The 12,986-nt window shown below is 39.4% G+C and carries 14 protein-coding genes; 4 read left to right on the top strand and 10 right to left on the bottom strand.

All coding sequences use genetic code 11. From position 1 onward, the window contains the following. The first annotated feature begins 462 nt into the window (after window positions 1-462). Window positions 463-972, top strand: a complete 510-nt coding sequence (locus ACOQO1_RS02735) for a helix-turn-helix domain-containing protein (protein WP_420601328.1) — start codon at window positions 463-465, stop codon at window positions 970-972. A gap of 20 nt (window positions 973-992) precedes the next feature. On the opposite strand, the gene ACOQO1_RS02730 is transcribed toward ACOQO1_RS02735, so the two are convergent. From ACOQO1_RS02730 to ACOQO1_RS02710, 5 genes are all read right to left on the bottom strand, one after another. Beyond that, window positions 993-1,403 carry a hypothetical protein gene (locus tag ACOQO1_RS02730; protein WP_420601327.1) on the bottom strand — a complete coding sequence of 137 codons (411 nt, stop codon included), beginning with the start codon at window positions 1,401-1,403 and terminating at the stop codon, window positions 993-995. Between the two features lie 16 nt (window positions 1,404-1,419). Continuing rightward, window positions 1,420-2,265 carry an alpha/beta fold hydrolase gene (locus ACOQO1_RS02725; protein ID WP_420601326.1) on the bottom strand — a complete coding sequence of 282 codons (846 nt, stop codon included), beginning with the start codon at window positions 2,263-2,265 and terminating at the stop codon, window positions 1,420-1,422. A gap of 162 nt (window positions 2,266-2,427) precedes the next feature. After that, on the bottom strand, window positions 2,428-3,372 hold the full coding sequence (locus ACOQO1_RS02720) for a prolyl oligopeptidase family serine peptidase (RefSeq protein ID WP_420601325.1): 945 nt from the start codon (window positions 3,370-3,372) through the stop codon (window positions 2,428-2,430). Window positions 3,373-3,600: 228 nt separating this feature from the next. Next, entirely contained in the window at window positions 3,601-4,365 is a 765-nt protein-coding gene (locus ACOQO1_RS02715) for a TIGR02757 family protein (RefSeq protein WP_420601324.1), read from the bottom strand. A gap of 9 nt (window positions 4,366-4,374) precedes the next feature. After that, the gene (locus ACOQO1_RS02710) at window positions 4,375-5,037 is read right to left on the bottom strand and encodes an ABC transporter ATP-binding protein (RefSeq protein ID WP_420601323.1); all 663 of its coding nucleotides are present in this window, start codon (window positions 5,035-5,037) and stop codon (window positions 4,375-4,377) included. Between the two features lie 157 nt (window positions 5,038-5,194). On the opposite strand from ACOQO1_RS02710, the gene msrA reads away from it, so the two are divergent. From msrA to ACOQO1_RS02695, 3 genes are read left to right on the top strand one after another with little or no spacing between them, the layout of a single operon-like run. Further along, window positions 5,195-5,755 (top strand): peptide-methionine (S)-S-oxide reductase MsrA, encoded by a 561-nt coding sequence (gene msrA, locus ACOQO1_RS02705; protein WP_420601322.1) that lies wholly within the window; start codon window positions 5,195-5,197, stop codon window positions 5,753-5,755. 3 nt (window positions 5,756-5,758) lie between these two features. Further along, window positions 5,759-6,358 (top strand): GTP cyclohydrolase I FolE, encoded by a 600-nt coding sequence (gene folE / locus ACOQO1_RS02700; RefSeq protein ID WP_420601321.1) that lies wholly within the window; start codon window positions 5,759-5,761, stop codon window positions 6,356-6,358. Between the two features lie 40 nt (window positions 6,359-6,398). Continuing rightward, entirely contained in the window at window positions 6,399-6,689 is a 291-nt protein-coding gene (locus ACOQO1_RS02695; RefSeq protein WP_420601320.1) for a hypothetical protein, read from the top strand. Window positions 6,690-6,732: 43 nt separating this feature from the next. Here ACOQO1_RS02695 and ACOQO1_RS02690 read toward each other — a convergent pair whose 3' ends face one another. The 5 genes from ACOQO1_RS02690 to ACOQO1_RS02670 are packed head-to-tail and all read right to left on the bottom strand — an operon-like array spanning window position 6,733 to window position 12,901. Next, window positions 6,733-7,095 (bottom strand): MerC domain-containing protein, encoded by a 363-nt coding sequence (locus tag ACOQO1_RS02690; RefSeq protein WP_420601475.1) that lies wholly within the window; start codon window positions 7,093-7,095, stop codon window positions 6,733-6,735. A 49-nt stretch (window positions 7,096-7,144) separates the two neighbouring features. After that, on the bottom strand, window positions 7,145-9,358 hold the full coding sequence (locus ACOQO1_RS02685) for a DUF5916 domain-containing protein (RefSeq protein ID WP_420601319.1): 2,214 nt from the start codon (window positions 9,356-9,358) through the stop codon (window positions 7,145-7,147). Beyond that, window positions 9,355-10,779, bottom strand: a complete 1,425-nt coding sequence (locus tag ACOQO1_RS02680) for a DUF3526 domain-containing protein (RefSeq protein WP_420601318.1) — start codon at window positions 10,777-10,779, stop codon at window positions 9,355-9,357. The genes ACOQO1_RS02685 and ACOQO1_RS02680 overlap by 4 nt, the downstream gene beginning before the upstream one ends. A 2-nt stretch (window positions 10,780-10,781) precedes the next feature. Continuing rightward, window positions 10,782-12,188, bottom strand: coding sequence for an ABC transporter permease (locus ACOQO1_RS02675; RefSeq protein WP_420601317.1), 1,407 nt, complete (start codon window positions 12,186-12,188; stop codon window positions 10,782-10,784). Then, complete coding sequence (locus tag ACOQO1_RS02670) at window positions 12,185-12,901, bottom strand: ABC transporter ATP-binding protein (protein ID WP_420601316.1); 717 nt, start codon at window positions 12,899-12,901, stop codon at window positions 12,185-12,187. Before ACOQO1_RS02670 ends, ACOQO1_RS02675 begins: the two co-directional genes overlap by 4 nt. Window positions 12,902-12,986: the final 85 nt, after the last annotated feature.

Raw genomic sequence — 12,986 nt, 5'->3', positions numbered from 1 at the left:
GTCCTTGGCATTCTGGTGAATCAGAAGGAGAAAATAACAACAAGGGTTTGGGTACCCTCCATTTTGATCATTCTTATGATCAACTTATGGGGTTTGCTCTGGAGTGTTTTAAAGTTTACGGGCTGGTTGTCCGGACACTCAGGGTTCATAGCTTCCCTGCAGCCCTTATATATATTCTTTAACTTTCTTTTAGGTCCTGTTTTTTTATTGAGTTTAAAATATGGGCATTTCCGCAGGAAAATGTGGATACATGCTATTCCTTCCCTTTGCTGTCTTTTATTGCTCTTGCCAAAGCTTGTTGATGAACAGCTAATGACGATTTTTGCTTTTACCCATTTTATGGTTTACGTAATTTACATATTGGGCAAGTTTGAAAATAAAATTTTCCCCAGGTTTGGTTGGTCTGTGATCAAAACGATATTAGGGTTGTGGCTGCTCAGTTACGTAGTCCATACTATGGAAATGGTTCTATGGTCTCAGTTTAACCTTATCTCGGAAACTATGGCTTGGGTCTTATATGTAGTGTCCCAACTTATTTTGGGATTTTCTTTGCTCTATCTAGTTTATTCCTTGGCATCAAAGAAATCAAAGTTTAGTTTAAGAGATCAATCGGACTTGCCAAGGGATATTTTAGAAAAGCTTCAAAAAGAGTTTTTAGATTATATCACCAACCCGCAGGTCTTTACAGACCCCTTGATCAGTCAGCAGAAAGTTGCAAAAGGCTTGCGTGTGTCTTCATATCATGTGTCCCGTTATCTCAATCATCATCATGGGGATACTTTCTTAAACATCATCAATGGTTTACGCATAAAAGCTTCTCTTGAATTAATAGAAAACCCGGAGAATCAAGAAAAAACTATAAAGGACATTTTCTATCAGGTTGGGTTTAACACTAGATCCACCTTTAATTCGGCATTCAAGAATTATACAGGACTTACCCCATCAGAATATCGCACAAAACTTAAAGGGTGATACTGGCAAGAAATATTGGATCACCCCATTTTTTTAATCTTTTCAAGATAATTCTCTGGAAACCCTTTTTGCTTGGCCAATATGTAGAGAGATTCTGCATATGCAGTATTGGTTCCAGTTAATAGTTCTGAAGGTAGATTGTAGCCTGTTGCCTGAACTGTACCATTGGGCTCAGTAATCACTTCTACTTGCTCAGGAATATAATCGGCCACACTGGCTTCAGAATAAAGTTTCCGAATTGTATCAGCATCACAGCTCAGCACAATGCCATAAGATTGTTCTCCCTTGGAAGGAATCAGGGAGGCTCGATTTCCAATTTTCAGAGCATAATTGTTAAGATGTCCTTTTCTAGGATTCGAAGGGACAATTCCATTTTTTGATAAAATGGTTTGATCCATAAACAGGCCGTAAAAAAATACTTCTATTGTCATTTTTGAATTATAACCGTCAAGTATTGCTGTATTTAGTTATATGTTTCTCTATGGCTTGTTGCAGTTCGTCATAATTGGTCTGAATCAGCCAATGCCCACCTTCCAACTCCAAGAAGGTATAATCTCCTTTCATATATTTTGCATTTCCTTTGGCAGCCATTTCACCCACAGCCAAGTCTTTTTTGCCCCAGATGAACAGGGTAGGGGTTTCAATGTGCCCAATGGGTTGCATTTTTTTTCGTCCTAGATTAGCCCGGTAGTAGTTGAGTGTCGCCGTCAAAGAAGATTTTCTTCGAAAAACGGATAGATAGTTTTCCACTTCCTCCGAAGAACTATTTTTCCATAACCATCTAAAACCCTTAAAGTCGTTCTTCCTGATTTTATATTCTGGAATAAAAGGGAGTAGAAAGAGCTTGACATACTTACTTTTCTTTTTCTGAACGGGATCCGTTTTATACGCTTTTATAAAGGCCTTGGTATGTGGAACGGATAGTGCTACCCAGCTAATGATTTTTTCTGGATTATTATAAACAATGTTCCAACCAATAATAGCTCCCCAGTCATGGCCTATCAAATGAAATTTATTTAACCCTAAACTGTCCGCGATATTCAATATATCTGCACTAAGCTTTTCCATGGCGTAGTTTTTTACACCTCTGGGACATGCACCTTGGCTGTACCCGCGCATATCGGGAGCGATACAATAAAATCCCATGGTGGCAAGATGATCCATTAAACCTGTCCACATAATGGATGTCTCTGGAAAACCATGAAGTAAAATAATGGGCTCATTGGTTTCCTCTCCAGAAAAATGACAGTCAAATACCAAATTTCCTATGCTAAGTTTTTTTCGTTGTGCCATAACACTTATATATGTTGTTGAATAGTTTGGATTTTATGGGGAATTGAAAAACAAATTTTACTGATTGGGATTATTTGGGGGTATGATTTTTGTTCAACAGAGGGGATAGGTATGATAAATTTACAAGATAATTTAATCAAAATCAGATATCGGTTTCGGAACTTATCTTTTTGCGATTTCCCTATCAAAAAAATCGATTATTGGATTATAGTATTGCTCGGTTGCAACTTTACCGTCAACTCTTAGTCCGTGTCCAGCATTTTCAATGATTAACAGATTGGAATTCACTCCATTTTTCAATAAGAGCTGGTGAAATTCTGAAGATTCATCTGGATGTGTAACTTTTTCATTTGTCCCATGAATCAAAAAGAATGCAGCGTCATCATTTGTCACATGCTCTGTTGGTGAGGCATTGGCATACAAATCAAATTCATATTGCTTGGGAGCATTTTTACCTCTCCAAGTTGGTAAATGCGTACCGATATAGGAGGCAACCGCTCCAATGTCACCAAACCCGCTTGTAGCAAATTTAGTTAGGTTATATACGCCTGCTAAGCCTACAACTGCTTCAACTTTACTGCTCTCGCGTTCTATCGGATTTTCTGAATCCGTATTTTGAATATCATTCAAGGTTCCAAGCATGCTTACAAGATGAGCACCTGAGGAATGCCCAATTGCGCCCAACCGCTCTTTTTCAATCTGATACTTTTCGGCATTATGCCTTATGAATTGCACTGCTCTTTGCGCGTCTTCCACATGGGCTGGATAACGAAATAGAGGAGATGACCTATGGTTGATAACAAACAACACATACCCATTTTTGAGCAAATTGTTGGTTCCGATAATATTTTCCAGGTACCAAGAATTTTTATTTAGAGGTTCGGCATCGTAACTCATAAGCTGATGAAAACCACTTCCGGGAATTACAATAATTCCATATCCATTTGGGTTTGAAGGACGGTATACGTCCATGAGCAAAGCCAGTCCGCTGTGCATTCCATAGATAACATTGGTTTCTGATGCTTTTTTTGTGAAATCTTGAGCGATTACTGTGAAATTCCCCAACATCAGAAGCCCAGTAAGGAGAATTAGATATGTTTTTTTCATGTCAACGGTGGTTTAGTTGGTAATTTATTATTTGAAGTCTAAAAAACTTCAGCAGAGGACTTAATTCAAACAATTTCCTAGAGCTGGGGGAGTGATTTATGTTGGCAGAATTACTGCGTCAATAAATCATCCAATAATTTAAGGAATTATTTTGTGAAGACATGAAAATAGACCAAAGCAAGGTCAATGTAGACCTATTTTTTATAAAAAAAGGATATGGAAAATGGCTCAAAACTTCTCAAAAACACCCAATCCAAACAAGGCAAAATCATACTTTACAGGATCGTTTGCATCCAACTTCCTCAGATTTTTATCTAATTCTGAAAGAGCTTTGGCATCATTCTGCTTACGTTTCAGCAATTTGAGTTTTCTAGCCACATTTCCAGAATGCACATCTAAAGGACAGGAAAGCTGGCTTGGGTTTAAACTTTTCCACAGGCCAAAATCAACACCGGTGCTATTGTCCCTCACCATCCAACGCAAAAACATATTGATGCGTTTAGCTGCCGAACCTTTTAAAGGGTCAGAGACATGTTTTTGAGTTCTTGGCAAATGCGGAAGTTCAAAAAAGACTTCCTTGAATTTAGATATGGACGATTGGAGGGAATCTTTTTCTTGATGTTTTGTAAATACAGATTCCAACCCATCGTGATTTAGGTATATATTTTTTAAGCTTTGAATAAAATAGTGCAGATCAATGCCTTTGAAGGTTCTGTGTACAAAGGGGCTTAATTTTTCTAAGTCATTTTCTGTATGATTCAATACAAAATCATAAGGGGAATTATCCAAGAGTTCCATTAACCGAATGGAATTGTTGATAATACTCTTGCGGTTCCCCCAAGCAATTGTGGCCGTTAAAAAGCCACTGATTTCTATACCCTCTTTTCTTGAAAAGCGATGCGGAACTTGTATTGGGTCATCCTCTAAAAACTTTGGGTGATTATACTGCGCCACCTTTTCATCCAGAAAATCTTTTAGTTCGGACTGATTCACATCAAGGAATTAAGAAACTATTTGTCCATCCACCATGGTCAGTTTACGGTCGGCCATATTGGCCAGTTCCATGTTGTGGGTCACCAAAACAAAAGTTTGCCCAAACTCATCACGAAGTTTAAAAAACAACTGGTGTAGGTTGTCGGCACTCTCCGAATCCAAATTTCCACTGGGTTCGTCGGCTAAAATCACAGATGGATTGTTGATTAAGGAACGTGCTACGGCTACTCGTTGCTGCTCACCTCCAGATAGTGCATTCGGTTTATGATCATAACGATTCTTCAATCCTAAAAAACCCAATAATTCTTTAGCCCTTTTCTCTGCCTCGACCTTTGATGTCTTTTTGATAAAAGCTGGAATACAGACATTTTCCAGAGCCGTAAATTCAGGTAATAACTGGTGAAACTGAAAGATGAATCCAATATGTTCATTTCTAAAACGGGCAAGAGCTTTATCCTTGAGTTGCATTACATTGATATCGTTCACCAATAAAGAACAGTCATTGGGGTTGGAAGGAGCATCCAAAGTGCCCAAAATCTGCAATAAGGTAGTTTTACCTGCCCCAGAAGCTCCGACAATGGAAACTACTTCCCTCTTTTTTATTTCTAGATCAACACCTTTGAGTACCTGGAGTTGTCCGTAACTTTTTTGAATGTTGACAGCTTTGATCATTAAAGTTGCTTTACGGTGTGAAAGTAAGGATTACTGTTCAGCATGCAAAAATCGAGATTATAAATAAAGTTTTCTTCTTGTATTACGACTTTTAATTGGATATAATTAAAACCAATGGTTGTACAATCAACATCTTTGGTTTACTTTACATTTACAAATGGATAATCAAAACAATACAAACTTGGAAACCGCCATTTTTGCTGGTGGCTGTTTTTGGTGCACTGAGGCTGTTTTTCAACGCCTTAATGGAGTTCTTGAGGTGAAATCTGGATATACCGGGGGCACCATCAAAAATCCGGCCTATCGTGAAATATGCACAGGACGTACTGGACATGCTGAGGCCATTCAAATTACATTTGATTACGAAAAAATCTCATATAACGAACTGCTCGAAGTATTTTTTGCCACACACGACCCTACAACATTAAACCGACAGGGAAATGATGTGGGCACACAGTACCGGAGCGAAATTTTCTATACATCTACCGTGCAAAAAGAACTGGCAGAACAGTTTATCGCATTGTTGGAAAAGGAAAAGATTTTTCCTTCGCCCATTGTCACCGCTGTGTCTGAGGCAGAACCTTTTTATCTAGCAGAAGAAGAGCATCACAATTATTATAATGATCATAAGTCGCAACCATACTGTCAGTTCATTATAGATCCAAAAATTAAAAAACTGAACAAACATTTTTCGCAAAAGCTAAATACCGTAAAATAATTTATGGCACCATATAAAAATTTAGAGGAGTATAATATCAACATCACTAATGAGGTCAAGGACCGTTTTTCCAAGATTATTGATGAAATAGGGGAGGATGTCAATCGAGATGGATTGATAAAGACACCAGAACGGGCAGCTAAGGCCATGTTGTTCTTGACACAGGGTTATAAACAAGATGCAGAGGAAATTCTTAAGGGAGCAATGTTCAAGGAGGATTATGATGATATGGTGATCATCAAGGACATTGAAGTGTATTCGCTGTGCGAGCACCATATGCTTCCTTTTTTTGGCAAGGCCCATATTGCCTACATTCCCAATGGATATATCGTAGGATTGAGCAAAATACCACGTATTGTGGATGTTTTTGCACGTAGGTTACAGGTGCAGGAACGATTAACGCATGATATTTTGGAGTGTATCAATGAAACGCTAAAGCCCCAGGGAGTTGCTGTGGTCATAGAAGCTTCACATATGTGCATGATGATGCGCGGGGTGCAAAAACAGAACTCGGTAACAACCACTTCGGGTTTCAGGGGTCAGTTTGAAAAAATAGAGACCCGTAACGAATTCTTGAAGCTGATCAGTTCCGATTTGTCGTAGATGATTTTTTCATCTCGTTCGTATTTCCTATTTTTCGTCAATGGCAAAAGAAAACAATCCAAAATACAAGTATCTTCTTTTAGGACTTCTGTTTGATGGCATAGGGATGTTGTCTTTTGCCATTCCAGGTATAGGTGAGTTTTCTGATGTCATCTGGGCACCGTTGGCCGGGTGGCTCATGACCCGCATGTACAAAGGAAAAATTGGTCAGGCTGCAGGGGTATTTACCTTCGTTGAGGAACTTGTGCCAGGTTTGGACATTATTCCATCTTTCACCATAATGTGGTTATACACCTATGTGTTGAACGCAAAAAAAAGCATTGAAGCCTAGTCTCTATGGAATTCCAGCTTTGCGCTAAACATCAATGCTTTTTTCAACGAGCACAACATGTTTCTTTTTGGCATTTACAATACTTCCTATTGTATAAATGAAAAAGGATTAGGCTTATTGAAGGAATATATATTGCTTCTTCAACCAACAGGAATAGGGAAAGTTTTTCATTAAGTATTACCAATACCAAAAGTGACCAACTGATCCAGAGACTCCATCGGAGCCATGGTTTTGAAGTGGTCCTTCCAGACCGCCAAACAGCAAAAAACGAAATCACCAAAAAAATCGAATCAAGAAGGTTCCACCATTGGAGATGTGGTTCTTGATGAATACGTATTTCAGCATGAACTGCAAATAGGAATGGAGTTGCAAGACAATGTGTCAAGCATAGACCGCTTGATGCCATCCCTATTAGATCATGAGGGAATTCAATTTTTAATTGCTTCATTTTTATATTAGAATTGCTTTAAAAGGGTAATCTTGCTGATGAACTGTTTGGTATTTCTTGTTGGGTCGAAAATATCGGTTTGGGTGTCGTTAAAAACCAGATAAACAAAAGAAAGTGGCATATATTCCCAACTAAAACGAGCGTTCCATCTGCCTTGTTTGTTAAAACTATTGTACTGATAGAAGGTTGATAATTGGAGCCTCGGGTTCAATGCAAACCGAAGATTTGCTGAATAGAGGTTTGTTGTCAAATTGGAGTCATTTATCCCCACACTTTTAATGATATTGTGTTCATAGTCCAAAGTAAGAGTGGCGTGTGGAATTGGAGCAAAACGCGCAGCTGCGCTTATTGTATTTCGCGTTCCGTTGTAAAAGTCACCAAAATTATATCCAATATCCCCGGACCATTTTTTGGATTGGTCCGTGTTATACTGAATTAGATATCGAGTGTAATAATAATTGTCTTGCTCTATTTCCAGCCCTAATGGGGCAAAGTCAAAATTGATGTTTTGCCAAGTAGGAGTGAAAGAAACCTCCATAAAACTATTATCCTTAAACCAAGTAAACACTGGAAAAACATAAAGACTTGCCTGTTGAAATTGGGAGGGGTCAATGGCATCATGGTTAAAATTGACGAACATTCCGGGATCCCATCTTCTTATCCATTCAATGTTCTTTGGTCTCCATATAAAATAGCCACCGGGATTATGACGGATTACATTGTTTTGCCTAACAAATCCCATTCTGGGGTTGTAGTTGGCATCGGTATATTCCGTTACCCATCCATAATAGTGCTTGTTGGTGGTACTTCCTACAAAAATACGTCCGGCATACCCGGTTTTTCCGGTGGATTCGTCAATAGAGCTGGATACTAGATATTGTATATCCAACTCGCTTGTAGGCCTTATTTGCCCATCAATGGTAATTGTGGTATTGTTATTACTTTCAAGATTCATCTCAGAATAACTATCGTCCATTCTGTGTGTGACCATTACACCAATGTTGTTTTCCCTTCCATAGTTTTTAAGATATCGAAGGACCCCGAAATTCGCTCCTGCTGAATTATCAGTTTCCCTTTGCCGTACAAAAAGACCAGCAATTGCATTTTTCTCTGTGCGCTGTGTAAAACGGGCACCTACATCTATAGGCGCTGTAGTGGCATTGAACTCCCCTTGTAGGCCCATCCTTCTGCTAAAAAAGGGACGAATGGATTGTTGTAGTCCCCCTGCCCAAATACCAGAATTTTCTAGAAAGAATTGACGTCGCTCGGGAAAGAAAATATTGAACCGCTCTAAGTTGTTCACGGCACGGTCAACATCGGCTTGGGCAAAATCAGTGTTTATGGTCAAATCCAAAACCGTTTTGGGGTCTATGGCCCATTTGGCGTCCATGCCAACTTTTGGGTCACTGGATTTATTCGTGAGCGATTTTCCCTCTTTGCTTTCGTCGTATTGATAAAGCATGTAGGGCTCAACTCGAATATTGGCCGATGGAGGAGGGACTTCAATGCCTGTTAACTTGGCTGCATAGGTCATTCGGTATGGCGTAAATGATTGCGGAATAGCAGGAAAGGTGGATACTTCGACCTCCCTTCGAGCATAACGGACCAAAGTCATTCCCCATTCTATGGTGTTCCCATTTTCAGGGAGGTTATATCGTAATGATTTAAAAGGAATTGCCATTTCCACAGTAAAACCCTCCTTTGTACGTTGGGTCCTAACCCGCCAAAGCGTATTCCATCCAGTATCAAAACTGTTTCCATTGAAATTCTGAAAATCCCGTTGATTGCCATACGGGGTAGTCTGAAATCCTTGGGCATATTGCTTTAAATTTTGAGGGTCCAAGGCGATGCCAAAAATGTCGTTTTCTCCCCAACTGAAATCTCTCCGCAGATCTTGTATACGAACGCCCTTGATTCCCACGGAGTCCTTGCAAAATGCTCCTATGTAAAGGTTTTTATCATCATACAGAAATTTCACTTCTGTAGGATAAAGGAGTTTTCCACCTTGCCTGGGTTCCCTTCTGAAGAAATCTTTGATTAGTTCCACATTTTGCCAATCACGTTCATCCAAGAACCCATCAACACGAATATCCTGTTGTGCTTTGGAAACCTTTATTTCTTGAGGATTGTCAGGTGGTGGGAAATTATCAGTGCCCTTTTCCTGGGATTGGACAGGAAAAACCACTAAAAGAACAAATATCAGTAATATGGAGATTCTCAAAACAACAGAGTTTTAGCGGATTTTACTTTTGGACTGAAAACTATGCCAAGAATCCCAAGGGTAATTGAAATCAAAAGTAGGACCAAGGGCATTATAACAGTATTTCCGGACATTAACGGCTTATATTCAAACAAGGGAAGATTTTTATAATCCTTACTTGTAAAAGGTTGATTGTTGTACAAAAAAGGAATCAGGTGTTGCCTCCATTCTTCTGCAAACTGAATCACTTGGCTTCTGTAGTTTTCATAATCTTTGGTAGAAGACCCAGAAATTTGATTAAGTGCCTGTTGCATTATGATTGCTGGGGATACCCATTTCAACTTAGCAATCCAAGCCTGCTGTTTTTGCAATTGCTTTTCAAATTGGGAAACCACGGGCTCAAGTTCCTTTTTCACCAAGTTTTGGGAAGCCATGTAACGATGATAAAATTGTCTATTTTGGCTTGGATCATTGATGGCGTATTCTGGATGGTCTCTCAGAAAATTATCCAAGATTTCATCTTGTTTTTTTGTAGCCTCGGCTTTGATCACACGCATTTGGTTGATCATCAATGTTCGTGAGGGCATGGGATAGAGTGTGTTTCCCAATTGATTCATCATTGAAGGGGCCAGTAACACAAAAACCAACCAAAGCCCCAAAATGGTTATTGCATTTTTTGCGGAATTTCCAGTCCGTAAGTTTATGACGAACGCCAGTGCAAACCAGAACGAAATGTACGCTACCACCAATAAAATAAAAGATAGCATGCTTCCTAGATCAATGGAATCACTAAATACCGCAAAAGTGGCAATCAGTAAAATTACAGTGAGGGTTGTAATCCAGAGAAAACGAATTACAATTTTTTGTAACACCCACATAGGAATGGAAATGGGCTGTGATGCCAAAATCTTCAAAGACCCATTTTCTCTTTCTGCCGAAAGCACGTTATAAGAAAATGCAATGATGATAAGAGGCATGAGATAGATGATCACGAAGGATAGGTCAAAACTTCCAAAAAGTTGTTGTACAGGGCTAATGATTTCTGTAAAATTCAAGGTGAAATCATCTCCGGCCATTGTTGGTTTTATATAGTGCGTGAATAGGTCACTTTGTCCAGATGCAATGAATGCCAATGCAGATGGAGGCATAGCCGCAACCCTTGGGTGGTAGTTACCCACAGCTGTAGGCCTGGAGGGGATGGTCCAGGGTGATGCATTCACATTGAACCCTTGCTCAATGGAATCCAACAGAATCAACATTTTTTGATCCGACTCGTCAACCTCTTTTTTAATGGTGGCAACATCAAGTTTTCTTTTTTCAACTTTCTTGCTACCGTTGAATGCTGCAAAACCAAAAAGAACCAACAAAAGCAAACTGAGCAGCTGAATCCAGCCGTTTCGTAGCAGAGTTTTCAACTCATAGATAAAATTATACTTGTACATGATTATATTTTTTTGGTTGTAATGAACAGGAAGCTAAAGGATGCAAGCAACCAAACCGAAATTATCAGAAGATTGGAAACATTATGGGAGAGGATTTCACCCAATTGGGAAGGTTCATATTCGAACTGGGGTATTTTTTTCCATGTGTCAGCGTCCGCCCTATAGCTCCAATCCCCATATGAAGAGTTTTGGGCAAAATTGTTGTTCAAAAAAGCCTGTGTCTTAATTCGATAGTCCTCGGCAGCATCCGCAAAGTTCCAATGAGTGGTGTAATCCGTTTTGGCAATCGCCATACTAAGGAAGCGAGTGGGAAGAAAGGGTGAAAATGCAGCTAGACCACGATACACCTTCGATTGTTCTATAAATTGGTTTTTTAAATACTTGTAGTGCTTGAAGTATACCTCCGCCTCATGTTCCTCTCCCTTTTGCATACGATAAGCATCAAAATTAAAGGGGAGTTGATGCAAGCTATCCACTTCATATTCTTCCAAAACCTGTTTTTCCAATTGCTTGGACTGTTTACTCCAAGGGTCATGTCCATCCAGTCCTTCAAGTTTGTCCTTTAAAACATTGGCCGCAAATTCTTGGCGGGTAGGATAGGGATATTGCGTTTCAGCTATATTGCTCGAGATTTTTGGAACCAATAAGCTGGCAGTTATCCATATTGAAAGGGAAAGGACCAGGGAAATTCCTGATTTTTTTACTATTGAGGAAGTAATAAGCACCAAATTGATGAAAATTGCATAATAGCTGAGAAACACCAGATAAAGCATTCCAAGGGAACCCCAAGAAAACGCCCCAAAATCGTCAAGGTTGGATAGTATTGTGCCAGCTATTAGAAACAAGACGGTTGTAATCAAAAAAATGGGAGACATTAGGGCCAACCATTTTCCAAGAGTCAATTTCTGGGCCGAAGTACCTTGGCTTTTCAACAAAGCCAAAGTTCCCATTTCGTGTTCTTTAGTAAAGGAATTGTAGCCCAATAAAACAATCAGTAATGGAATAATGAAGAGGAGGATAAAATCGGGAGTTAAATCCCCAAATCTTGCTAGACCGGTTTGGTCGGCTGCCATACTAAATTGGGCTTCGTTCCGTTTATGAGCTTCCAGAAAAATGGATGTTCCTGCATATTTGTCAATTCCTTGATCAAGAAGTGAAAGCGGGTATTTGGGTTTAAACGCATAGGTGCCATAATGTGCCGCAGAGTGAGGGTTTTTTTCGCCTTGATTGTCCCAGATGGCTCTTTCTGCGGATTTTGCGTCACGATACTCTTGGTTAATGGAACTGTATTTTTCGCTGCTGATCCAAATAGCCATTGCGAGTAGACCAAGTACGATAAAAAAGGCTGTTGCAACACGTCCATCCCTTGTAAGCTGCTTGATTTCCTTAACAAATGTTTTTTTGATCATGATACTAGTTCTTTATAGTCCATGGTATCCAAATATGCCCGCTCCAGTTCAGAAAGTGAAAGGTCGTTTGCCACAAACTCTTGTCTTAGGCGCCCATTTTTCATAATCCCAATGTGGGTAGCCACTTCTTTTGCACGAAATAGATCATGGGTAGCCATCAGAATGGCGACACCTTGACCTCTCAATTTTTCCAAGAGCTGTCCAAATTCATTGCTTGCCTTTGGGTCCAATCCTGATGTAGGCTCATCAAGTAATAAGGATTTTGCGTTTTTGGCCAGGGCAATGGCAATCCCCACTTTTTGTCGCATTCCTTTAGAAAAGTTGGAGATGCGTTGGTGAAAAGCACTTTTTTGAAGACCGGCTTCATGTAAAAATTCCTCGAGTTGGACTTTCTTAAGGTTTCTTCCCCCAATACCGGAAAAATAATCCAGGTTTTCCACTGCTGTCAAAGACGGGTAGAGCATTAGGTTTTCAGGGATGTAGGCCAAAAACCGTTTTGTTTTTTTAGAGTTTTCAGCCACATTCAGCCCATTAATGAACGCACAGCCCTTTGTAGGTTTAAGGAAACCCAAAAGCAAATTAATGGTTGTTGTTTTGCCCGCTCCATTAGCTCCTAGTAGACAATAAATTTCTCCAGCTTTAATATTGAGATTTAATTGGTCCAATACTACGATATCACCATATTGCTTGGTGAGATTATCTGTTATGATCATTGAAAATGTATTTAGGTTTGGATAATATAGTTACTCTTCAAAATCGATGATGACTTTGAAGTACAGCGTACTATGTCTCTCCATT

Origin of the sequence: Flagellimonas sp., assembly GCF_965222555.1 — a bacterium.
Lineage (GTDB): Bacteria > Bacteroidota > Bacteroidia > Flavobacteriales > Flavobacteriaceae > Flagellimonas.
This window is presented reverse-complemented; position numbering and strand designations above follow the sequence as displayed.